Origin of the sequence: Paenibacillus sp. GCM10028914, assembly GCF_042666275.1 — a bacterium.
Lineage (GTDB): Bacteria > Bacillota > Bacilli > Paenibacillales > Paenibacillaceae > Paenibacillus_AQ.
In genome coordinates, this window is the sequence record NZ_JBHTFO010000008.1 from 232,533 (window position 1) to 255,030 (window position 22,498).

Annotated in this window: 21 protein-coding genes; 12 read left to right on the plus strand and 9 right to left on the minus strand. The window is 44.5% G+C overall.

Annotation, left to right across the window (positions count from 1 at the left end; all coding sequences use genetic code 11):
- Positions 1–101 precede the first annotated feature (101 nt).
- Complete coding sequence (locus ACFQV5_RS07520; RefSeq protein ID WP_379245233.1) at positions 102–971, minus strand: helix-turn-helix domain-containing protein; 870 nt, start codon at positions 969–971, stop codon at positions 102–104.
- A gap of 221 nt (positions 972–1,192) precedes the next feature.
- On the opposite strand from ACFQV5_RS07520, the gene ACFQV5_RS07525 reads away from it, so the two are divergent.
- On the plus strand, positions 1,193–2,344 hold the full coding sequence (locus tag ACFQV5_RS07525) for an MFS transporter (RefSeq protein WP_379245684.1): 1,152 nt from the start codon (positions 1,193–1,195) through the stop codon (positions 2,342–2,344).
- 135 nt (positions 2,345–2,479) lie between these two features.
- On the opposite strand, the gene ACFQV5_RS07530 is transcribed toward ACFQV5_RS07525, so the two are convergent.
- Both ACFQV5_RS07530 and ACFQV5_RS07535 read right to left on the minus strand, forming a co-directional pair.
- Positions 2,480–3,244 (minus strand): TrmB family transcriptional regulator, encoded by a 765-nt coding sequence (locus tag ACFQV5_RS07530; protein ID WP_379245235.1) that lies wholly within the window; start codon positions 3,242–3,244, stop codon positions 2,480–2,482.
- Between the two features lie 126 nt (positions 3,245–3,370).
- A complete protein-coding gene (locus ACFQV5_RS07535; protein WP_379245237.1) occupies positions 3,371–3,952 on the minus strand; it encodes an LOG family protein in 582 nt (193 codons plus the stop codon).
- Positions 3,953–4,182: 230 nt separating this feature from the next.
- Between ACFQV5_RS07535 and ACFQV5_RS07540 the strand changes: the two genes are divergently transcribed.
- From ACFQV5_RS07540 to ACFQV5_RS07560, 5 genes are all read left to right on the plus strand, one after another.
- Positions 4,183–4,722 carry an RNA polymerase sigma factor gene (locus ACFQV5_RS07540; protein WP_379245239.1) on the plus strand — a complete coding sequence of 180 codons (540 nt, stop codon included), beginning with the start codon at positions 4,183–4,185 and terminating at the stop codon, positions 4,720–4,722.
- Entirely contained in the window at positions 4,709–6,358 is a 1,650-nt protein-coding gene (locus ACFQV5_RS07545) for a DUF4179 domain-containing protein (protein ID WP_379245241.1), read from the plus strand. The genes ACFQV5_RS07540 and ACFQV5_RS07545 overlap by 14 nt, the downstream gene beginning before the upstream one ends.
- 282 nt (positions 6,359–6,640) lie before the next feature.
- On the plus strand, positions 6,641–8,032 hold the full coding sequence (locus ACFQV5_RS07550; protein WP_379245243.1) for an MBOAT family O-acyltransferase: 1,392 nt from the start codon (positions 6,641–6,643) through the stop codon (positions 8,030–8,032).
- Positions 8,033–8,047: 15 nt separating this feature from the next.
- Entirely contained in the window at positions 8,048–9,535 is a 1,488-nt protein-coding gene (locus ACFQV5_RS07555; protein WP_379245245.1) for a copper amine oxidase N-terminal domain-containing protein, read from the plus strand.
- 193 nt (positions 9,536–9,728) lie between these two features.
- Entirely contained in the window at positions 9,729–10,451 is a 723-nt protein-coding gene (locus tag ACFQV5_RS07560) for a DUF6199 family natural product biosynthesis protein (RefSeq protein ID WP_379245247.1), read from the plus strand.
- 70 nt (positions 10,452–10,521) lie between these two features.
- Here the strand turns inward: ACFQV5_RS07560 and ACFQV5_RS07565 are convergent, their stop codons facing one another.
- Together ACFQV5_RS07565 and ACFQV5_RS07570 are read right to left on the minus strand one after the other, a co-directional pair.
- Complete coding sequence (locus ACFQV5_RS07565; RefSeq protein ID WP_379245249.1) at positions 10,522–11,970, minus strand: FAD-dependent oxidoreductase; 1,449 nt, start codon at positions 11,968–11,970, stop codon at positions 10,522–10,524.
- A 191-nt stretch (positions 11,971–12,161) separates the two neighbouring features.
- Positions 12,162–12,449, minus strand: coding sequence for a DUF6509 family protein (locus ACFQV5_RS07570; protein ID WP_379245251.1), 288 nt, complete (start codon positions 12,447–12,449; stop codon positions 12,162–12,164).
- Between the two features lie 250 nt (positions 12,450–12,699).
- Between ACFQV5_RS07570 and yedE the strand changes: the two genes are divergently transcribed.
- Together yedE and yedF are read left to right on the plus strand one after the other, a co-directional pair.
- Positions 12,700–13,854 (plus strand): selenium metabolism membrane protein YedE/FdhT, encoded by a 1,155-nt coding sequence (yedE, locus tag ACFQV5_RS07575; protein ID WP_379245686.1) that lies wholly within the window; start codon positions 12,700–12,702, stop codon positions 13,852–13,854.
- A complete protein-coding gene (gene yedF / locus ACFQV5_RS07580) occupies positions 13,844–14,071 on the plus strand; it encodes a sulfurtransferase-like selenium metabolism protein YedF (RefSeq protein WP_379245253.1) in 228 nt (75 codons plus the stop codon). Before yedE ends, yedF begins: the two co-directional genes overlap by 11 nt.
- A 61-nt stretch (positions 14,072–14,132) precedes the next feature.
- On the opposite strand, the gene greA is transcribed toward yedF, so the two are convergent.
- The 3 genes from greA to rlmN form a co-directional block, all read right to left on the minus strand.
- Positions 14,133–14,615 (minus strand): transcription elongation factor GreA, encoded by a 483-nt coding sequence (gene greA, locus ACFQV5_RS07585; RefSeq protein ID WP_379245255.1) that lies wholly within the window; start codon positions 14,613–14,615, stop codon positions 14,133–14,135.
- A gap of 60 nt (positions 14,616–14,675) precedes the next feature.
- Positions 14,676–15,443, minus strand: coding sequence for an AAC(3) family N-acetyltransferase (locus ACFQV5_RS07590; protein WP_379245257.1), 768 nt, complete (start codon positions 15,441–15,443; stop codon positions 14,676–14,678).
- A gap of 111 nt (positions 15,444–15,554) precedes the next feature.
- Positions 15,555–16,616, minus strand: a complete 1,062-nt coding sequence (rlmN, locus tag ACFQV5_RS07595) for a dual-specificity RNA methyltransferase RlmN (RefSeq protein WP_379245259.1) — start codon at positions 16,614–16,616, stop codon at positions 15,555–15,557.
- 239 nt (positions 16,617–16,855) lie between these two features.
- Between rlmN and ACFQV5_RS07600 the strand changes: the two genes are divergently transcribed.
- The 4 genes from ACFQV5_RS07600 (at position 16,856) to ACFQV5_RS07615 (ending at position 20,853) form a co-directional block, all read left to right on the plus strand.
- Complete coding sequence (locus tag ACFQV5_RS07600; protein ID WP_379245261.1) at positions 16,856–17,953, plus strand: PRK06851 family protein; 1,098 nt, start codon at positions 16,856–16,858, stop codon at positions 17,951–17,953.
- A 177-nt stretch (positions 17,954–18,130) separates the two neighbouring features.
- Positions 18,131–18,796 (plus strand): lysoplasmalogenase, encoded by a 666-nt coding sequence (locus ACFQV5_RS07605; RefSeq protein ID WP_379245263.1) that lies wholly within the window; start codon positions 18,131–18,133, stop codon positions 18,794–18,796.
- A gap of 258 nt (positions 18,797–19,054) precedes the next feature.
- The gene (locus ACFQV5_RS07610) at positions 19,055–20,215 is read left to right on the plus strand and encodes a YhgE/Pip domain-containing protein (RefSeq protein WP_379245265.1); all 1,161 of its coding nucleotides are present in this window, start codon (positions 19,055–19,057) and stop codon (positions 20,213–20,215) included.
- Between the two features lie 101 nt (positions 20,216–20,316).
- Entirely contained in the window at positions 20,317–20,853 is a 537-nt protein-coding gene (locus ACFQV5_RS07615) for a PadR family transcriptional regulator (RefSeq protein WP_379245267.1), read from the plus strand.
- A 112-nt stretch (positions 20,854–20,965) separates the two neighbouring features.
- Here the strand turns inward: ACFQV5_RS07615 and ACFQV5_RS07620 are convergent, their stop codons facing one another.
- Positions 20,966–22,498 carry an extracellular solute-binding protein gene (locus tag ACFQV5_RS07620; protein WP_379245269.1) on the minus strand — a complete coding sequence of 511 codons (1,533 nt, stop codon included), beginning with the start codon at positions 22,496–22,498 and terminating at the stop codon, positions 20,966–20,968.

Consider the following 22,498-nt stretch of genomic DNA (forward strand, 5'->3'; position numbering starts at 1 on the left):
CTCTTCTTATATGTTCAGAGTAATCGTTTGGAGTGGCACCAACTACTGTTATTCAAGTAATATCTGATACTATCTTACTGTCGTATTATAAATCTCCCTGACTATGCACGTTCCCTTAGTTCGCTAGGTGATAAACCGACATGCTGTTTAAATAAACGGTTAAAGTTGGATAAGTTACGAAATCCACATTCCTCAGCAATACCGATAATCTTTAGATCTGTCGTTTCCAGCAAATGCACCGCATGAGTCAGTCTCAGCTGAATCAAATAATTCAGCGGTGAAGTTCCGACTGCCTGATGGAACAATGCACTGAACCGCGAAGGACTTAAATGGGCTAGATCAGCCAGTTCATTTAGCGTCCAACCGTAACCGAGGTTGAGCTCCATGGTATGGAGAACATCTCTTAAGACATGTATGCCGCGATGCCTAACAGATAGCTGGGCCGCTTGCTGTGGCATTTCATGAAGATATCGATTTGCAAGCCCGAGAAAGCGGATTAAATCTGCCCGAATCAGACTTATAAATCCATCTTCCATCATCCGGCTCTCTTCCATCATCCGATGGAACAGCTGGGTTAGCTGAGGGGCAATGGGCTCATCATGTGTGATTACATGACTGAGATGCACACCCGCTTCGCGAAAGGGACGCATCAAATCCGGGTCATATTTCAGATCAATAGCTAGAAGTGAAGGGTCGAACATAATAATATCCATGACCAGACCTTCCGTTTCAAAAGCCCGGTGTAAATCGTTACTGTCAATAAAGAGAAGATCTCCCTCTTCAAAAGGTATCTTCATCCCGTTAATGAGATAATAGCCGCTTCCACTGCGGATATAGTTCATCTCTAAAGCTTGATGCCAATGCAAACGTTGGAATCCGGGGTTTACCCCTTCTGTCGTCGAAGCCGTAAATGGAAATGACGTGTCTGAAAAAAGAATATGATCACGCATGACCGACTGGGGCCTGTCCATTCTCGAAAATACACCTCCAGGGAATTCAATCAATCAAATATTACCACGATAAAATGAGATCCGGCTATCACTGTATATGACTTTAAATCATCTTATATGGAATAAGATTTTTGTTCTCAGAAAAAGGTTGCAACGCTTATATCGGGTTACTATAATAGTGGTAACTCAATTTAGAGACTTTAAAAAAATAAGGATGTGTCTGTTTGAACTTTCGAGTATATATGCTCGCCATCGCCGCTTTTGTTGTCGGTATGGTTGAACTTATTGTAGGTGGTATTCTGAACCTTATTGCGGAGGATCTTCATATATCCATCAGTTCCGCGGGTCAGTTTATCACCATTTTTTCTATTTCTTTTGCCATCTCAGGCCCTATCTTAATCAACATGACTGCCAAAATGGAGCGCAAAAAACTATATCTATACGCCATGGCTGTCTTCATGATCAGTAATCTGATCGTAGCGTTCACTTCAAGCTATGCTGCGATCATCGCTGCCCGCTCCTTGTCCGCCATGACCGGATCCGTGATCGTGGTGCTGTCTGTATCGCTGGCCGCTTCACTCGTACCGGAGTCCCACAAAGGGCGCGCAATCGGCATTATCTATATGGGTATTAGCGGATCGCTTGTGCTTGGAGTTCCGCTCGGTATGGTAGTCGGCAATGCATACGGATGGCGTGCCCCGTTTCTCGCTATTGCGGTGCTTAGCCTGTTATGCTTAATCGGTATCAGCTTATTTATCAAACAAACAGCCCCAAATCCGGTTGTACCGCTGCGTGAGCAGCTCGCCCTGTTAAAGAACAGCAAAATTGTCAGCGCACAATTAATTGCATTCCTCATGCTTACCGGTCATCTGACCTTATACGGATACCTGCAGCCTTATGTGGAATCCACATTCCATGTGAGTTCCGGCATGATGAGCGTGGTCTATTTTCTGTTCGGCATAGCTGCCGTAACTGGCGGGGGAACTGGCGGCTGGATCGCCGATCGTTTCGGAACGAAGCGTTCGATTCTTGCCATCGTTGCCTGTTTCTCGGTATCCATGTTCGTTGTGATGCTGACGACTCAAATCTCATTCGGGGTGTTTCTTGTCGCCATGATGATATGGAGTGCGCTCAGTTGGGCGATTTCTCCGGCGCAGCAGACTTATTTGCTTGAACTCGCTCCAAACAATGCAGAGACACAGCTCAGCCTGAATTCCTCTATGCTTCACTTGGGAATTGCATTAGGTTCAATGATTGGCAGCACGGTTATTGCGAATAGCTCCGTTGCAAACAATCCTTGGGTGGGCGGTCTGATCGCTGCTGCAGGCTTTGTTGTCGCAGTCTTTTCGTTTACTCGCCGCTCCTCTTCGAATCAAGCGGCAGATCCACTGTAAATTGAAATATTAAATTCGATTGCTGTAAGACGCTGCGCGGACGAAGCATTCCTCCAATCGCTCTTATAAACTAATAAGCAGGCCGCCCAAGGTTTAAATCCTCGGGCGGCCTGCTTAATTCTTCTATCGTCCAATCTAATACCGTAAACGAAGTAACAGAGACTTGATCTCCTCGTCCTTGAACATTTCCTCAGGGTATTTACGGCTAAACGCCGTCAATGCCATATCATGATAGAAAAACTCGGCAAATACCTTCACAAATGGCTGCGCTTGTGTTCGAATAGCTTGCCAGCTTCCCTGCTCCACTCCTGCGAACAACAGCTGATTCGTATCCGTCACGAGCAGCATAAATCGCTCCAGCTTATCATGACCTGCCGTAGGATTTAGTACATAGAGCTTAGACAACGTAACATCCGGGTGATCGCTTCCCGTTACCAAAGCTTCAACACGCACACCCTCTCGCTCTTTACGGTTCAGCAGCTCCTTAACTTCATTGAATTCATCACTCCACATCGAGACAAGAACAGATTCCTTCGCTTCCTCAATCATCTGTTTACAGACAGCTTGAATTGAAGTGTGTGACTTCAGGCTCCACACCTGGTCATCCACAACTTTCTTGCGAACACCAGCCGATCGCAGCTCCTTAATGTCACTCTCAAACTCTTGAGTTAGCTTATCAATGACCGCTTCCACAGGTAAGGCGGTATATGTGCGTTTTTTGCCTGATACGGTGTCCATAACGATTCCCTTATCTACCAGACGATCAAGCACCTCATAAATTTTAGCTTTAGGAACACTGGATAACTTCACGATACTTGATGCATCCATCGCCTCACCGCTCGTTACCAGTGTTTCATACACTCTACTCTCATATTGCGAGTAACCGAATTGTAGAAGCATAGCTCCTCCTTGTATATCTTGTTACTCTCTATGTTAACGGAGCGCGAACCGCTTGACCAGTCCTCTGCTTAGTGCTCGGCTGATCATCAATCAGAGAGCGAATGGTTTCGCCACTAATTCTATAAGTTACGTCTGATCTTTCTTAATATAAGTCTTAACGGAAGGCGGTATGTATGTATTGAATTTCTCAATTAATTCAGCCGGACTCGTCCCGACAAGAGCCATAGAACGGTATTTCTCTTGTAAGAACTGCTGATCTTGCATATGATCGAAGAATGAAATGAGCAGGTCATAATAACCGTTAACATTCAGGATTCCACAAGGCTTTTGATGAAGCCCCAATTGGGCCCATGTGAAAATCTCAAAGAATTCCTCCAATGTGCCAGGCCCTCCCGGCAAAGCAATGAATCCGTCAGAGAGCTCCGCCATTTTCATCTTTCTCTCATGCATCGAACCCACCACAATAAGTTCTGTTAAGCCGCGATGCGATATCTCCCGATCCTCAAGCATTTGAGGAATAACGCCAATCACTTGTCCCCCCGCTTCCAGAACGGCATCGGCTACAGTTCCCATAATCCCAACACTGGCCCCTCCGTAGACGAGTGCAATTCCCTGTCTGGCAAGTTCCTTTCCCAACTGGACTGCACCTTCCTTATATGCTGGTGAAGCTCCATCACTCGATCCGCAGAAAACAGCAATCCTCTTCATGGTAATCCCTCCGCATCTCATTTGTTTTTGAATTATACTTTTCTCATAGGCATTTTGTAAAATGCTTACAAATCCATGATTATATGCTTAAACGACATCATACTATCGAAAGCTTCGCTATATTCGGAATACGTAAACTTCACGAAGATTCATCAACTTGAAATAATATGAACCTTTTTCCAGGGTCCTTTGTTTATATTACATAACCACAAAGAAAGGAGCGCCTTTCATTGACGACGGAACGTGAACTATTCGATGCTTACAACAAAGACGTGTACCGCACATGTTACTACATGCTGCGCAACGCACAAGATGCGGAAGACCTTTGCCATGACGTATTCATTACCGTATTTCGTCAGGAATGGAGGAGTATTGAGCATATACGCGCCTGGATCATGCGTATCACTATGAATCTTTGCTTAAACTTCATCCGAAAGAATCAGACCAAGCAGGAAAAACAAAAACAAGTTCAGTGGCTGTATGACCAAGCCACGACATCAGAAAAATCCGTTGACACCATTGTATTGGAGAAAGCAGAAGCCGCCGAATGGGGAAAACTGCTGCAGCAGCTTCCGGACAAGCTGATGGCTGTAGTCACACTCCGGTTCATCGGTGATTTGTCGATGACTGAAATCGCCGAAACACTGGACATCCCAGTAGGCACTGTTAAATCAAGACTTCACAAAGCATTAAAGATCATGCGAAAAAAGCTCGAACTACCAAATTATAGCTTTTTGCTGAAGGGAGAGAAGCAATATGGAACGCATTGAAAAGGAACTGAAAAACCAGATGAATGCTTCAAATGACGTATCTTATCCTGACTTCGAGAAGATGTGGAGCAGCATCCAGCAGAAGGAACTGAAGGTCACAAGATCTGAATCAGCAACTCAGCGTCCTCGGAGACGAAATAGAGTAGCAATTATTGCTGGATTATCCGTTGCCTTGATGGCAACCCCTGTATATGCGGCTATACAATACGATTGGTCAGACGTTCTCTCTTACAAATCTGGTATTCAATCTGCTCTGGAGCAGGACTTAGGCCAGACGATCAACCAATCCATCACGAACAACGACGTGACTCTGACGCTGCATACAGCTTTCACGGATGAGAACCGGACCTTCCTGCTTTACAGCCTGGATCCCGGAGCGCAATGGGAAGGGAAACAAGTCGGATTTGATCAGATTGGTCTTAAAGATCAGAAGGGCAACCTGATTGAAGGGAATTATACGCACCATTGGAATGAAGAACTTGGTGTATTCCAGGGCTACTTCGAAACAGACTGGGTCCTGGATGGCCGGACAGCTAATGTTGAGTTTACAATGGAGAAGCTCATTTTCACGGGTGATAGCACGCAAACAATCGACTTCAATCCTAATGACTCTAAAACACAGGTATTCAAGGTTCAAAAGGATGGAATCGATAGCGTAACCGTGCAGTCTTTCGATCAATCCGGCGGCAAGGTACTGCTGCAGTCGGCCATTTCATTTACAGATCCTGAGTTTCAAAAGAGAAGCTGGGTGAGGTTACAGGCTGTAGATGATCTCCAAAAACCGATTCAAGAAGCAGAGACTCCTGTTTTCGGAACGCCGGGAGCTTCTAATGAATACTTAAGTCAGCAAATTTTCAAATCGGAACAATTACGTTCCAAGAACACTAAGTTTCAACTTGCCTATGATCGTATTACGGGAACAGCCGAGGGATCTTGGAACCTAAATCTAACACTATCAAAGAAACAATTGGAGAATGGATCGTTTAAGGAAAAACTGAATATTCCGGTAGAACAGGTCACTGACGGTACAAAAATCCGTGAGATGATTGTGACACCAACACAGGTTCGCTTGATATTGACTCATAAAGAGAAATACACCCGTGTTCCATATATGAACTATCAGTTAGATGTAGGCGGCACATTGCTAGATGGAGGTATCGCGTATGGGTCTGGCAAGCCGAACACAACGGAATTGCGATTTGAAATGAAGGGTCTTGAAGCAACCTCTCTCGCCAGCAAACCTGTATCCTTGGTTGCCAATCACCGTGTGGATGACCATGCAGGGGACGAACATCCGATTCGTTTAACCAACATTTCGGAGAAGCACCAGTCACTAAGCACCAGCATTGCGGAATACCCTATCACTTGGACGTACTACATGAAGGACAACAATCTATATGTGGAATCCTTAAGTACTAATCCTGTCTTTGGCGGGGTGAGTCAAACCTATTATTTAACCGGCAAGGATCGAAATTACGGAACGCCGGCAATGATAAGCATGCTAGGTAGTGGAAACAATAAGCGTATGGACGTATACGAGAATTTCAATCAGTCAGAGTTGGAGATTTACATTTACAGATACACGACAGAGCATCCGGACGACGAGATGCGCGTCGAGCTTAAGTCGGGAAATTAATAATCAAAAGACGGCCGCCGAGGGAGAAACCTCAGGCGGCCGTCTTTTGATCTCTATCAACTATTAAAACGAATATCTGATCGAACAGCATATCCCCATCTCATTTTCTCTTCACGGTTCTATCATTAAATTTCAACAAGTGTATATCATCCATTTTTTACCGTCAAGTCTATTATTTATGTTTAAAATATTCCATAATTAGTATATTCATATATAGCTACCCAATGTCGATAATTCATTTATGAAACAATCTATTCTCCGAAGAAAGTAGGAAGAGATCAAGTGCTGTTTAATTCATATGTTTTTATTTTTTTATTTTGGCCAGTTACCTTAATTGTTTATTTCACACTGAACCGCTTCAAATATACAGATCTATCTAAGTACTGGCTTGCCCTTTCCTCCCTCTTCTTCTATGGCTGGTGGAATGTTAAATACGTGCCGCTGCTGCTCGGATCGATCGTATTCAACTATATGATTGGACGTCTTCTTACCTCCGAAGCTAATAAGGATCACAAACGCAGACGTAAGTTTATACTCACCTTCGGGATTGTGATGAACCTACTCCTGCTTGGTTACTACAAGTACGCCGATTTCTTCCTAGATAATCTCAACCATCTCACGGGCGCAAACATCCCTATGTTAAGCATCATTTTGCCACTTGGTATCAGCTTCTTTACGTTCACACAGATTGCTTATCTGGTTGACGGATACAGAGGAAAAGCACAGGAATATAACTTTTTCAGCTATGTTTTATTCGTAACCTTTTATCCTCATCTCATTGCGGGTCCTATTCTTCACCATAGCGAAATGATGCCCCAGTTCGATCGAATCCGTAACAAGATTTTGAATTGGCCTAACCTCTCTAGAGGTATGTATTTATTTTGTATCGGATTGATCAAAAAGGTTGTCATTGCAGATACATTTGCGGTGTTCGCTAATGATGGATTCAGCTCTGCAACGGGATTCGTGGACTCTTGGACCGCCGCACTATCATATACGTTCCAGCTGTACTTTGACTTTAGCGGGTATACCGATATGGCAATTGGTGTGGCCCTTTGCTTCAACATAAAGCTGCCTGAGAATTTCAACTCACCTTATAAAGCCGTTAACCTTCAGGACTTCTGGAGAAGATGGCATATGACGCTCAGTCGATTCCTGCGGGACTATATTTATATTCCACTCGGCGGAAACCGCCGTGGAGATGCTATCGCGATGCGCAATGTCATTATTACCTTCCTGATCGGAGGCTTGTGGCACGGGGCTGGATGGACCTTTATTATCTGGGGTGCGCTTCATGGTGTCGGCCAGGCGATTCATCGCTTATGGACAAAAGTCGGACGACCTTTACCCATATGGGCAGCTTGGCTAATCACTTTTATTTTTATTAACATCACCTGGGTATTCTTCCGCTCTACCAGCTGGCAGCAGGCCCTTCGTATCCTTAAAGGAATGAGTGGTCTGAATGGTACAGGGCTTCATTCGTTAGTAACACTCTTGTTCCCTGTCGCGATGATAGCCATCTTTCTGCCTATTGTACTTTTCACACGAAATTCGTCCGAACGCCGTGAACGGATGAATCCAAGCTGGAAAACCGCACTTACCATGGCCGTTATGTTCGTCTTATCGCTGCTGTATCTCAACCGAATTTCAGAATTTTTGTATTTTAATTTTTAAAAAGGTGTGAACCCCTTGAAACCCAATACGAATACGGTCATAACTAAACCGAAGCACACATCTACCCGAAAAGCCAAAAGCAACAGCTCTCGAGCAAAGTCCATGCTTCTTCGCTTCGGCGTGTTTGCGACCTGCTTAACCGCAGTCATATTTACGTTAACCGCTGTACTCGACCCGTTGCAGTTTTACCATAAAACGACATGGTATAAGCCCTTTCTTTCAAGCGATGCCCGGTACCAGAATCCAGGACTCGCTAAAAACTATGATTACGACACGATTATTATCGGAACCTCAATGACACAGAATTTCTTACCTTCGGAAGTCGGACAAGCATTAGGCGGGACCGCCATGAAGCTGTCCATCGAAGGGTCCACCGCGGACGAGCATTACTACACAGCTAAGCTGGCCCTCGAGACAGGTAAAGTAAAAAAAGTGCTATGGGGCCTCGACTACTTCTCCCTCAAGGCGAATACGAAACAGGCCTCTGAACAATTCCCTTCCTATATGTATGACGACATTTGGTGGAATGATTATAAGTACTTGTTTAATTACTCGGTATACGATCAGCTCTTTAAAAGCTTGTATGGTAAGATGCTCGGAAATAAAGGCAGGGAACTCGAATATTTGAACAACTGGAATCAGAAAGCAACTTTTGGAGCCGAAGAGGTGATGAAGTCCTATAATAAAGCGAGCCAGCGGGATGTTTACTTCGGAATTAACGAAGAAAGCCTGGATGTGGTACAGAAGAGCTTTACAGATAATATCTTGTCGCTCGTGGAAGCTTATCCCGATGTGGAGTTCTATTTCTACTATCCTCCATACAGCATCCTGCGTCAGACCATGTGGCAAGAGAGTAATCCTGCCCGGTTCAACAACCAGATCACGATGCGAAAATGGATGTTCGAACAATTTGCAGCCCATGACAATGTGAAGCTGTATGATTTTCAGACGGAGTCAGAATGGACGTATAATCTGGAGCTGTACAAAGATTTGTCTCATCATAAACAAGACGTAAACAGCTGGATTGCAGCCGCGATCGGCCGAGACGACGTCAAATACAGAGTCACACGTGAGAATATCGATGAATTAAATAACAAACTGAATACAGATACCCTGCATGCAATGGTGACTCCGGAGCCGGGAGTGTGGAATATGTTTACCACGATACAAGGACAAGAAGCCAACTTTACAAGCCGGGCATGGGCTGGAAAACAAGATCTTATGGTCCCTGTCAAAGAATTTGTCAAAGCGCTGGACGCGCAGTGGACATGGGATAAGAATACCCGCACAATGCAGCTGTCCAGCCAAGGACACAAGCTCCAAATGACCGTAGGAAACACGGAGGCCATCGCACCATCCGGCAACTTATCCATGGAAACACCCCCACAATTAATAGACGGAGTGACCATGATCCCAATGGTTTGGGTAGCGAAGCAGCTTGGATGGGACACAGAAATAGACGAAGGCATGTACGAGACACGGATAAATCTAGATCCGGTATAGGAAAGAGGGCAGCCGTCGGCTGTTCTTTTTACACTTTTATAACAGCCCATAATCTAGTTTCCATTAACAGAACGATAATCGAAGTTACGACTCCATAAGACAGACTAATCGGTAATACGACACGATCAAGAACCTTGAAACGACGCCTTTCTCCACGTTCTCCATAAAAGTCATATCGAGAGAAACAAAGCAGGTGGATGGTTCATCCTTCTTGACCGCCAAGCTTGAATGGAATGAAACACCGCATAAGCCCCATAAGATTGATTCAAATGATTTCCAAGTTTTCGTGAAACAAAAGCGGTGTGAACAACGTATGGAGTGTAAAGGCAAGGAAGAAACGATGATTTCAAACGAAGGGAAGCTGATCACCATGAATGCTTTCATAGGCTTTATTATGATTGTTATCGGGATGATTACCGCCATTTCTCCATATACAGGCTGGTATATGTCTCTCGGGTGGAGGTTTAAAGATGCAGAGCCTAGTGATCTTGCCTTATCCACGCAGCGCGCTGGTGGGGTTGTTCTCGTCATTGTTGGTATGATATTTCTACTCTCAAGCTGCTCGTTTGGCACCTCCAAAGACTCCTGGCCAGAGCGATTTCATGAGAGACTGACAACCGTAGAGGTGGAGGAGATCACCGTAGGATTCGTAGACAAGGTTACCATAAAAGAGGAAGAAGTGCAGGAAATCGTTGATAGACTGAAGCAATCCCAATTCGAATCCTTTGAGTTGGGAACCACGTATGGATTTAACAATTCAGCTCAAATTACGTTTGAAGATGGATACAGTATTGAAGTGATCATTGGAGGTCCTTCCGGAGGCGTAGAGGTTCATCCGGATGAAAAAGAGGTAGCATATAAAATCCTGAACAGTGGATTAGAGAGCTGGTTCACCAGCCACTATCCGAATCATTAATCTTGTACAATAAAAAGCAGCAGAAACCTCTCCTAAAACGGAAAGGAGACCGCTGCTTTTTTGTTCAACACTAATTATCCAATATAATACCGTAATCCTTCTTTAAATAAGCGTGGATTCTGCGGAAATCATCCTGTGTGAGATCCTTCAGCTTCTTATTCTTCTCATTTCCTAATATAATTCCGATCGTCTGAGCGGCAAGTGCCGTATTCGGCATAATCCGTGCACTACCGTAGGCTTTAACATCGGCCCCTACATTTTTACCTACGACCAATACATTATCATAGGATTTCAATTCGAACGATCGCAGCGGCATCCCATATCGGTCTGTCTTCCCAAAACCAATACCTTTCGGAATGTTCCTTGTAGCCTGAAGATCAACTGCATATCCACCAATACTTACGTTATCCCAGAACATGCGGCTATCCTTTACATCGTCATATTTCAGCACATACTCTGTTTGGAATCGATTATAGTCACGAATGTACAGATATTCAGGATAGCCGTTCAACTCTGCTTTGGCGAACCCCGGGATATTCTTACGCATAAATTCCAGCACATATGGTGCCTCTGCTTTTGCTTTACTTACTGCACTCTGAACCGACTTTTCATCCGCAGGATCAACATCATAAATCAATAAAGCATTCATAATCGCTTCACCCTGCCCCTGATTTAGTGTGTTCATCCCTCTCAGAACCATCTGGGAATCATGCGGCTTATACTTCATCATGATGTTGCTGAGACCTGTCGCAATGTTCCAATCGACGTATGTATTCGGACCATATTTCTCCTGAACGTTGCTCAGTGGGTAATCCTCCAATATCGCTTGGTGCAGCTTACGCCAATCAACCTTCTTAAACCGAATCATAAGCGTAGCCGCCATGTAATCAGGATCGTGTCCACTTCCTTTATACAAGCTCTCCATCCCCGGAATCCGCTTGGTATCAAGTTTCCCAGTGAGAGCATTAAAGTCCGTATTCTCCACCCAATAATCAGCCTGCACTTGATGACGCTTGCCATTTACAAGGTAAGTAAGCGATTGAAGTGATTCCGTCTCTTTCACATTCACCGTCTCAACCGATTGAATCTCAATTCCACTCTTAATTGGAATGTCCTTTATCTTTCTCGCGTAAAATGTATTGAACTCCGAAGCTTTACGGATTGTCCCCTTCTTAAAACCATCAAATAATTCTTTAATATCTCCTTGCACTAAACTTTTCTGATTCTTGTCATTCGGTTCGTCGAGAAATTGCATCTGGCCCTGAATCAACTCTCCACCTGGTTTACTACGCGGATCAAGAACGATCACATCAAGACCATGCTTCATAGCCTCTCTTGCAAGCAGAACCCCTTGAATTTCACTGCCGATCACGACTACATCATAGCGGATACAGCCGGGTCCACAGGAAGCTGGGGCTTGTACTGTTTTGGCCTGTGGGTAAGGGATAATCCAATGCACGACCATCGCTGTAATTAGAAGTGCGATTAAAAAACGTAAACAACCTTTAAACATTCTCATGTGCTACGGTACTTCCCTCCAAATATAATCGCCATGTTCTCCATGAGTCAGAGCCTATAGCAAATGAAACCATTCGGTTTAACATATAATGGTTTCCATGCAATGGTAACACGCTTGCTTTTTCCTTTCAATTACTTTATTACCAGTAAAAAAAGAGGGCGCTCCCGTAGGAATGCCCTCTTTTATGCTGTTTATTCCGGTAAGTTCTCTCTGCAAAATGCGGTCAGCTGCTCTTCCTCTTCCGGCTCCATGTCGAAATCGAGATATAAATCGGTCGTTCTCTCATAGAAATCATATTTGACAATGCGCGACTGATCTTCGCCCACTAAATAGATAACTCGCAAATAAACGCCACTCTCACGAAACAGCTCGTCCTCTTCAGGAACGTCTAGGTCAAGCACAAATTCATATCTTTTACCCGGTAAAATCCCGAATGGATCTTTAACAAATTCAGCAGTGTATTCCTTAATCGTTAACATGTAATCATCCTCTCAAGACACTATACCTATCATTATACACATTATGGCGATGGTTAAGAATGAAATCGCTACTAAGAATAATGAAGACAAGTTAATCTCCCCAGTCGTGTAAGTTTGTAGTACAATATATAGTGCTCGTTTTTTCAACAAACAAGGAAGAGTATCGTCTCTTACCAACTGAGGAGATATAGAAACAGTGAAGAACTTGTATACCAAATTGTTCGGGAATTATTGGAGTCCTTATCTAGTCATGAGTATTGCCGGCATTCTGAGTGCCATTTATTTCGGAATAACGGGGAGCGTCTGGGCCGTTACCGGTGAGTTTACCCGCCTCGGTGGTCATATATTGCAGTTCTTCGGGGTCGACATCTCGGATTGGGCATACTTTGATCTCGTAGGTATGAAAGGAACCACATGGACGCGGACTGATGGTTGGATTGTATGGGGTATGCTTATCGGTGCTATGATTACAATCCTGCTCAGTAACAGCTTCAAAATTCGGATTCCGAAGCAGAAACGCCGCTATGTGCAAGGCTTTGTCGGTGGGATTATCGCAGGTTTCGGTGCACGTCTTGCACTGGGCTGCAACCTCGCAGCTTTCTTTACTGGCGTTCCGCAGTTCTCCTTTCACTCCTGGATCTTTATCGTAGCTACTGCGATCGGTACATTCCTGGGTGCGAAAGTCGTGAATACAAGATGGTGGAAAGGTAAGCCTGTCCTGGCCAAAGGCGGCACAGCTCCTTCAGCAAAGCCAAAGCGTAACATTCAGCCACTTGTAGGGGCAATCATCGGACTTGCTTATACCGGACTCATCGTTTACTTTTTTGTTACTGGCCGCAACATGCTGGGCACAGCCGCCCTCTTTGGCGCAGCCTTTGGTATTTTGATCGAACGGGGTCAGATCTGCTTCACATCGGCATTCCGTGATTTGTGGATCAGCGGTCGCGCGACCATGACCAAGGCGATTACCCTAGGTATGGCAATCAGCTCTGTCGCTACCCTGATCATCATTCTCGTATACGGTCTTGATCCGATTACGAAAATCGCGGCTCCAAGCACCTTTGTTGGTGGTCTGCTATTCGGTATCGGTATCGTGATGGCTGCTGGATGCGAAACCGGGATGATGTACCGCTTGATGGAAGGTCAGGTTGTCTTTCTCCCCGTCTTCCTCGGCAACATTCTTGGAGCCACCGGCCTTGCGTATGCTTGGGATCACTTAGGAGTTTATGACCTACTCGCTAAGAGTGGATCAAAGGTGAACCTGATCACCACCTTGGGGCCAGCTACAGCACTTATAGCCACACTAGTTGTCTTGGGTATTGGTTATGCAATTGCCGTCTACTGGCAAAAAAATTACCGCTTCGGCGTTGGATTTAAGAAAGGGGATTATACAAATGTCCGTTGATTTCACACTTGATCTTCGTGGAGAATCTTGTCCGTATCCTGTTATTTACACACTGGAAACGTTGCGCGATATGAAGAAAGGCCAAGTTCTTCAGGTCATCTCTGACTGCCCATCTGCTTTCCGTAACGTGCCAGAGGAAGCTGTCAAACACGGCTATACCATGGCTCAAGAACCCGAGAAGACTGGCCAGGAATTCAGCCTGTTTATTCAGGTTTAATTGACAAGTATACTAAGGTATAAAAGAAAAAGACGAGCTGATTGATATCAGCTCGTCTTTTTTATTTTACTTTGATCTCAAGCAGCTCATATTTGATAATTCCCATCGGGGCATCAACATTAATTACGCTTCCAACCTCTTTGCCCATCAATTCTTTGCCTAGCGGGCTTTCGTAAGATATCTTATTATTCGCAACATCAGCCTCAGCCGGGCCAACGATCTGATACTCAATTTTCTCAGCGAATTCAATATCGTTCAAGACAACAACTGTACCCACGCTTACTCTGTCTAAGTTTACATTGTTCGCGTCGATCACCTTCGCCTTGGTCAACATTTTCTCAAGCTGTATAATGCGAGTCTCCATAAAAGACTGATCATCCTTAGCGGAGTGATACTCACTGTTCTCCTTCAGATCCCCGAAACTGATAGCAAGTTTAAGACGCTCCGACAGTTCCTTACGCTTGGGACCCTTCAAATATTTCAGCTCTTCCTCTAGCTTGGCGTATCCTTCAGCGGTAACAATTACTTCTTCTTCATTAGACATTTCTCCAACTCCTATTATCTTGGTTTATTCCATTGTACCCTAAATCAAGGGGATCGTTCATTATGCCTGCTGTTTGAGCGGCTCGTTATCCAGAAAAATATCAGGATCTGCACGTAACATCGAGGAAATAATGTCGTTAAATTTTACCGTATCACACACCCGTACGACAGCATCGCCCCACGCCCCCTTATACATAGCTCCTTGTTCTTCCAGAAGTTCATCTACCTTCCAGAAGTGTTCCGATGAGGCTGGGCCTTTATGTCTGCGCGAAGGAACTGAAATTTCTGTACCGTCACCCAAGACAGTAACAAGTGCCTCATGCTCCTCAGTAAGACGACCAGGCACATCCACCCATTCTTCTATCCCATGAATGTACGTATTTCGGCGCAAATCCACGCCTACCAGCAGAATCGTCGCCTTACGATCCAGAAGCTTACCCCATACCGATTGCCGGTGACATGGCGTGTTAAGCCGCTCAGCACCTTCAGTAAATACCGTAGCATCCTTTCCAAGCGCAGCTACCGAATGCGTTGGATGATACGACCGGATTACACCTTTACGTTTACGAAATAGCTCGGGGAGAATTCCAACGCATGAAGGAGAATTGTCCACTTCGAATTTAGGGTTATCTGCATTAATATACGACCAGGTATGAGTAGGCAGCACAAGCAGTCCTTCCTCCATATATTCCGATAAAGCATCCAGCACTGTGTCTGCCCCGCCCTCAACCTCACCGATGCTTTTCATAGAGGAATGAACGAGAAGTGTTCCTCTCCGATCAATCCCAAGTGCTTCAAGCTCCTTCATTAAACTGGACTTAGTATGCATATAAAGACCCCCTTATTATAAGTTTAGAGAATGACAATTTGTTTACCGCCCTAGAAAAAAAGCGCATCACTAATCGGATACGCTTCACTCATGTTATGGACTGCAGTTACATCAATGCGATTCTTTAATCTGTTTGCTTCTGAGCTGCCCGCAAGCCGCATCAATATCAGACCCATGTTCAAGACGAACACTGACGCTGACACCTTGTTTTTTCAAAATATCATAGAAGGCTGTGATCGATTCTTGTGTACTGCGCTGGTACTGACTGTGTTCATCAACCGGATTATACGGAATGAGATTTACATTGGCTAGTTTTTTACGATGACCTACAAGCTCAGCAAGCTCTAGTGCATGCTCTTTCTGATCGTTAACATCCTTCAGCAATATATATTCCAGTGTGATTCGACGGTTGGATTTCTCCAGATAATAATCGACGGCCGGCATTAGCTTCTCTAGCGGATAAGCACGATTAATCTTCATGATCCGGGTGCGAAGTTCATTATTCGGTGCATGAAGGGATAGGGCCAGGTTCACTTGCAGATCACTATCCGCAAATTCTATGATCTTAGGAGCTAGTCCGCTCGTAGATACCGTAATATGTCTCGGTCCAATCGCCAAGCCTTTGTGGTCCTTTACAACACGGATAAAGTTCGCCATGTTCTCGAAATTATCAAAAGGCTCCCCGATTCCCATCACAACAATATGACTCACACGCTCGCCTTTGTTTGCTTCATCCAGATGGAGCTGAACCTTCATAATTTGCTCAACAATTTCGCCGCTGGATAAGTCACGGCTCTTGCTGATCAGTCCGCTCGCACAGAAGCTGCAGCCAATATTACAGCCGACTTGAGTCGTAACACACACGGACAGACCAAATTTATGTCTCATCAGAACCGTTTCAATCAAGTTTCCATCTTCCAATTGGAACAAAAACTTAACTGTACCATCTGCGGATTCCTGCTTCGTATGCACTTTTAGCGTCAAAATAGCAAAATTCTCTTCCAACAGCTCAAGGCATTCCTGATTGACATCCTGCATGCTAGAGAAACTTGTTACCCGCTTGCGGTACAGCCAATCCCATACCTGTGCGGCACGCGACTTCTTATGTCCTCGTTCTTCAAGCCAAATAGCCAACTGATCTAACGTTAACCCATATATAGATGGTTTGTTCATGTATATGTCCTCTCTCTTTAAGAAACCTTAAAATTTAATCTTACTCTATGAATGACTGCAACATCAACACTCTGTTTATTATTCTCCCAAAATTCCAGGATGAACACAAGGGGAGTTAACAGGCAATTCATGATGACATTGTTGTAGATGAATGATAAGAATAGGCCGCACCTTTTTCACTCCACATTAATACCATGAAGTAAAAACCCATGACAGCAGCCTAGAAAGGTGTGATCGTTATGACTGGAATCGTTAGAAATTTCTTCACAAGCGGTAATACAGCCCGTGGATTTGCAAGTCTTCTCCCCTCTTCCCTCCAGCAAATTACTTCCCTCTTTATTGTTGATGGATCGCCCGGAAGCGGCCACTCAAGTCTTATTCGGGGAATCGGGAACGAAATATCTGGGCTTGGTTATGAAGTGTGGATCCTCCACTGCCCCTCAGATAACGAATCCATCGATGGATGGATCGTCCCCGAGTTGAGTATAGGCATGATTACCGGGTCTGCCTTCCGTGGAATGCCTGCACATGAAATAGATGCCACGATACAGTTTATAAACCTGGACGATACGTGTATAGACCTCGATGGACTGAAACCATTTCAAACAGATATTGAAAACCTGAACATGAAAGTAAAGAATTCTCATGAACAAGCCTACGCTGGATTTGCGGAAGCTCTTCGCATCCATGATGATTGGGAAGCCCTGTACATCAAACATATGAATTTCCAAGCAGCCAATGAGATGGCTGGCGAATACATTAATCTTCTATATGGCGAACAGAAGCTAGATAAGCAGGGACGCGTCGACCACCGCTTCTTAGGAGCAGCGACCCCGAAGGGTGCGGTTGACTATGTTCCCGATCTGACAAACGGATTAAAGAGATACCTTGTTAAGGGGCGTGCCGGCTCAGGTAAATCCACTATGCTCAAAAAAATTGCAGCCGTAGGTGAAGAACGTGGTTTCGACGTGGAAGTGTACCACTGCGGATTCGACCCAAACAGCCTGGATATGGTCATTGTCCGTGAAATCGGTTTTGCCATCTTTGACAGTACGGCTCCGCATGAATATTTCCCCGACCGCGCAGATGATGAGATTGTAGATACGTACGCGCGCTGCATTCAACCAGGAACAGATGAACAGCATGCCGAAGCGCTTAGTGATTTCAAACAGCGTTATGCTGCCCAAATGAAGAAATCCATCCAACATCTGAGTGATGCACAGTCTTACTTAGATGAACATAAGGATATCGTTACACCGTTCGTCGATATCGACAAAGTTGAGGGTGTCAGAGAATCGCTTTGCCGTGAGATTCTCGGCATTACACAGAGAACCTGAGAGCATATGAACTCCTAACATTATCTTTATAAAAAGCAGCTGCCTGATGAAGTGGAATTTCCAACTCTCTTCATACTGTGGCTGCTTTTTTACTTATGGTGGGCTTCAATTAAAGGATTTCCGAGATGTTTGGTGAAAAGATATGACGACAATACATTTTCGGAGGATAGGTCTATTATGAAAAAATACGTCTTACCACTGCTCATCCTCCTGATGAGCATTCTGTACATCTTCTTCATTCCATCAGAACCATTTGCGGTCAAACTTCTATTCAAGCTCATTCCTATGTGGCTTATGATCGGCTATGCATTCTTGCAAGTTCCATATTCAAAAACCCGCACACATTACCTGATACTAGCCGGTATGTTCTTCTGTATGCTAGGTGATGGCCTGCTTGTCTGGTTTGTTGTCGGACTGGCTGCATTCCTGATCGGGCACCTGTTTTATATGACAGGCTTCTTCAGTCAGTGGCGGTTCTCTATCATTCGGTTTCTCAGTATAGTACCGATTGGGGTTTATGCCTGGTTGATGGGGAAAGAACTTGTATCTTCGCTGCAGTTATCGAGCAATAATAATCTAATCATTCCTGTAATAGCTTATATTACGGTTATTTCCTTCATGCTGTGGTCAGCGATAATGACAGGCAATCCATGGGCGATTGTCGGAAGTATTCTATTTGTGATCTCCGACTCCATACTCGCCTGGAATATGTTCGTTTCTGATATTTCTTATTCCGGCATTCTTATTATGTCTACCTATTACTGCGCCCAGTTCTTGATTGCGCGAAGTCTTTCGGCATTTCGAGGATCAAACCGGTATACACCAGTCCGGCATTTTCCATGAAAATAAGCAATGAGATAAGCATGAAGCAGCCTGGGAGGTCATTGTGACCTCCTAGGCTCTTTTTTTGATGTGGAATTTCTACAAGATCTGAAGTTTGATACAACACACCTTTATAACCAATTATCAATAATGTGATTATTATCATTGCAATCATTTGTGAAATTTGACACAGGTGCCGGTAATGCGTATAATTTCTCATTACTACTCAAATTTGAGTAATCAAAAATAAATATTATATATAGAGGTGTGTGCATTTAGATGAAGAATTTTCTTACCTTATTAAAGAATGGATCTGTCATCGGCGGCATTGTCATGATCGTTTTTTATCAGATCGCATTTATTGCTATTTTCATGTCCGGTTACTCTGCCATTCCGAGGAATATGGACGCCTTGTCTATCGCCATCGTGAATGAGGATGTTGAAGCAGGAAAGCAAATTGCTGAGCAGCTTCAGAAAGAGCTGCCGTTTAAGATCGTAACTGACCTTTCACTAGATCAAGCTAAGGAAGATTTGAATAACCGCGATATTCATATGGTCTTACATATTCCAAATGACTTTAGCCAAAAGCTATCGGAACAGGGTGAACATCCTAATCTGGACTTTCTGATTAATCAATCCAATCCGGCGATGGTAACCAGCACGATGGACCAAATCTCCTCACAAATTACGAACAGCCTGAATCAGCAGTTTGCTGTTCAGGGTGCTGAAGGGATTATGCTGAAGCTGAATATGCCGGAAGATCAAGCGAAAGAGCTTGCAGCTGATATTCCATCCAAGGTTACACCAAATGTCGTTTACTCTAACCCGGTACCTGCGGGGATGCATAATCAGATGGCGCCATTCTTCTTGACGATGGTGTCCTATGTAGGTGCAATGATCTTCTCCATGATGGTCGTCGGCGCCATGAACATGGTAAAAGGAAAAATGGGTGTATGGCCGGCTTTCTGGTCTGCACAAGGCGTGAATGCACTAGTCTCCCTGCTCGCACCGCTGATCGGACTCACAATTTATTTCTTAATCCAAGGCGGATATGGTGCTGAAACCTTCGTAAAAGTATGGCTGCTCCATTCACTGGAACTATTCGCTGCGATTGAATTCATGTCGATCTTTAGCATCCTGTTGAAAGACAAAGCAATCTTTGCGAACCTGTCACTGATGCTCATTCAGACCATTTCAAGCGGTGCCGTGCTCACTTACGGTATGATGGACGGATTTTATAAGTTTTTCAGCCATATTTCCATCATGTACTACACCATTCAGACCGAATTCAGTATTCTCTTTGGGGGCGGCAAGATCGGGGAGAATCTCACTGGACTCATCATCATTGCTGTAGTCTCCACGGTAATAGCTTCACTATCCTTTAAATTTATCTCTCCGGACATAAAGAATAACGATAAGACAATTTCCACTGCATCTTAAAGCATTTTGAGTTAAAATAAGCGTAGATACTAAAGAGCCTGCTGCTTCCTTATGAGAAGTGGCTGGCTCTTCGTATGTTGTGAAAAGGGAGGACTGTGCCGATGTCGCTTCGCGTATTTATACTAGGCAATCTGTGTGAGGGAAACCACCATCCTTACGATATAAAAAAAATGCTGAAAAGCGATAGTATGGAAGATGTTCAAAAAATCAATGACGGACGCTTATACTACAACTTTGAAGTACTCTTAAAACAAGGGTATATCGAAAAGATCGAGGTCACTCGTGAAGAGAATCGGCCCGAGAAAACAACTTATGGCATTACCGATGCAGGACGACAAGTACTGGAAGAGGAAATTTACGCAGCCTTCAAGAACTTCAAGGATGTTAAATCACTCTACTCATCGACCGTATTTCTGAAGCATGCCGACCCTGTGAAGCTGGCCTTTCTGATCGAGGAAGCTATCGAAAAGCTCAAAAATGCGATCAAACGAAACGTGGAGGACTGGAACCTGGTGGAGCACAAAACACCGCTTAACGTTCATTTGATTCAAGAGCACTCGCTCAGCTATATGGAGCTTGAAATCTCTTGGCTGCAAAAGCTGCTTGCCTTCGTACGCGGTGAATTGACGGCGCTTTAATTGAAGAGCTGCTCCTTCAAGGAGCATAACGTAAAAATCTCCAAACACCCTGCGAATAAACAGTGCTTGGAGATTTTTTGTATAATTGCTTGCTGCTCCGCAAGTGCTTCTTTTATTTGCTCTTTATCCATTCTTCGTTGGCCTGTTTCTCGATTTCTTGACCTCCTTGCTGGTAATACTTCTGTACAAACTCGTCGTATTTATCAATGCTCCATGTTCCAGTTACAATCTTGACGAAATACTCCAGCCACAGCTTGTTTTCAAGATCTGGATAATCGAGCTGCGCAGGCACGGTCTTCCATAACTCGTTCTTGATCAGATCTTTGGAGGCCGTATCCAGCGCGGCACGAACATTCTCGTTCGTCCAGCGGCGGTCAACGACTTGCACGAAACGAACTGGATTTGAAAATCCTTTCTGGTAAAGCTCTGAATACGTTGACTTTTGAGCGATTAGATTGTTCTCTTTGTCATAAGTGTAATCCACGTTTTCTTCTCCGTAGGTGAGCAGATTTACACCCCCATCCTCATCGTCGCTAACCGACCAATCCAGCAACTGAATCAGCTTTTCAGGCTGTTCGGTTTTCGCGCTAATTGATTTTAGGGCGCCGCCCGCATAAGGATTCACCTCCGGATATCCCAGTTTGCCTTCAGGACCTTTTGGAGGTGTGATCATCGTAAGCTTTGCCGTAGGTGTCGCCTTCACAAGCGCTTCCGGCAATGTAGCTCCCTTCGGGTCAACGGAAAATGCGTCAGACTCGAATGCGCCTACCTTTGAATTGGTGACACGGGTTTCAAACTGTTTCGTTTCCATCACTGGAAACTCTGGATCAATCAAACCTTCTTTGTACCACTGCTGAAGTACAGCAAGCGCATCCTTTGTTTCCGGCAGAGTAAAACCTTTTACGATTTTCCCGTCCCTCTCCATCCAGAAGTTCGGATTTACGCCGAACGCTCCAAAGACGACGTTAAATTGCGAGGTCTTACTTCCACCTAATCCGTATGTATCCTTTTTCCCATTTTGATCCGGATCGTTATTCACGAAGGCACTAAGAACATCATGAAGTTCATCCAGTGTTGACGGCTGTTCCTTGCTGACTTGGTCCAGCCAATCCTGTCTTACCAGAAGACCATTTGTGTTCGGCGAATTGAAAGATTCTTCTCTGACGCCGCTCGGTATAGCATAGATTTTTCCATCGAACGTAACACCCTCCCACCGTTCTTTAGGGATCACTTTCATAAGATGTGGTGCGTCCTTTAATAGATCGTCAAGCGGCATAAGAAGCCCCTGATCAATAAACTGGGTAAGCGTGGTCGTATCCACCCCGAAGAAATCAGGTAATTCGCCTGAGGAAGCCAGCAGATTCAGCTTTGTTGTATACTCCGACCCCATCAGCGTGACCTTATAGTCAATATTCTGAAGGCCAGCCTTCTCAAGTCCCTGTATAATTTTCTCTTTAGCTTCTCCGCCATCTTCAGGGTATTCAGGTATCCCCAAACTGAAGAACATATCATATGTGATCTTCTTATCTGTTTTAGACCCACTGTCTTTAGCAGAAACTTCTCCTTCCTGACTACTGCCGCAACCCGCGATCAGGATCATGCTAGCCAGGCATAACGCCGACCAACGTTTATTCCATATTTTCAT

Coding starts and splice junctions, on each gene's coding strand:
- ACFQV5_RS07520 (WP_379245233.1), bottom strand. CDS start 971: ATGGACAGGCCCCAGTCGGTCATGCGTGATCATATTCTTTTTTCAGAC.
- ACFQV5_RS07525 (WP_379245684.1), top strand. CDS start 1,193: ATGCTCGCCATCGCCGCTTTTGTTGTCGGTATGGTTGAACTTATTGTA.
- ACFQV5_RS07530 (WP_379245235.1), bottom strand. CDS start 3,244: ATGCTTCTACAATTCGGTTACTCGCAATATGAGAGTAGAGTGTATGAA.
- ACFQV5_RS07535 (WP_379245237.1), bottom strand. CDS start 3,952: ATGAAGAGGATTGCTGTTTTCTGCGGATCGAGTGATGGAGCTTCACCA.
- ACFQV5_RS07545 (WP_379245241.1), top strand. CDS start 4,709: ATGGAACGCATTGAAAAGGAACTGAAAAACCAGATGAATGCTTCAAAT.
- ACFQV5_RS07565 (WP_379245249.1), bottom strand. CDS start 11,970: ATGAGAATGTTTAAAGGTTGTTTACGTTTTTTAATCGCACTTCTAATT.
- ACFQV5_RS07570 (WP_379245251.1), bottom strand. CDS start 12,449: ATGTTAACGATTAAGGAATACACTGCTGAATTTGTTAAAGATCCATTC.
- yedE (WP_379245686.1), top strand. CDS start 12,700: ATGAGTATTGCCGGCATTCTGAGTGCCATTTATTTCGGAATAACGGGG.
- yedF (WP_379245253.1), top strand. CDS start 13,844: ATGTCCGTTGATTTCACACTTGATCTTCGTGGAGAATCTTGTCCGTAT.
- greA (WP_379245255.1), bottom strand. CDS start 14,615: ATGTCTAATGAAGAAGAAGTAATTGTTACCGCTGAAGGATACGCCAAG.
- ACFQV5_RS07590 (WP_379245257.1), bottom strand. CDS start 15,443: ATGCATACTAAGTCCAGTTTAATGAAGGAGCTTGAAGCACTTGGGATT.
- rlmN (WP_379245259.1), bottom strand. CDS start 16,616: ATGAACAAACCATCTATATATGGGTTAACGTTAGATCAGTTGGCTATT.
- ACFQV5_RS07600 (WP_379245261.1), top strand. CDS start 16,856: ATGACTGGAATCGTTAGAAATTTCTTCACAAGCGGTAATACAGCCCGT.
- ACFQV5_RS07605 (WP_379245263.1), top strand. CDS start 18,131: ATGAAAAAATACGTCTTACCACTGCTCATCCTCCTGATGAGCATTCTG.
- ACFQV5_RS07610 (WP_379245265.1), top strand. CDS start 19,055: ATGAAGAATTTTCTTACCTTATTAAAGAATGGATCTGTCATCGGCGGC.
- ACFQV5_RS07615 (WP_379245267.1), top strand. CDS start 20,317: ATGTCGCTTCGCGTATTTATACTAGGCAATCTGTGTGAGGGAAACCAC.
- ACFQV5_RS07620 (WP_379245269.1), bottom strand. CDS start 22,498: ATGAAAATATGGAATAAACGTTGGTCGGCGTTATGCCTGGCTAGCATG.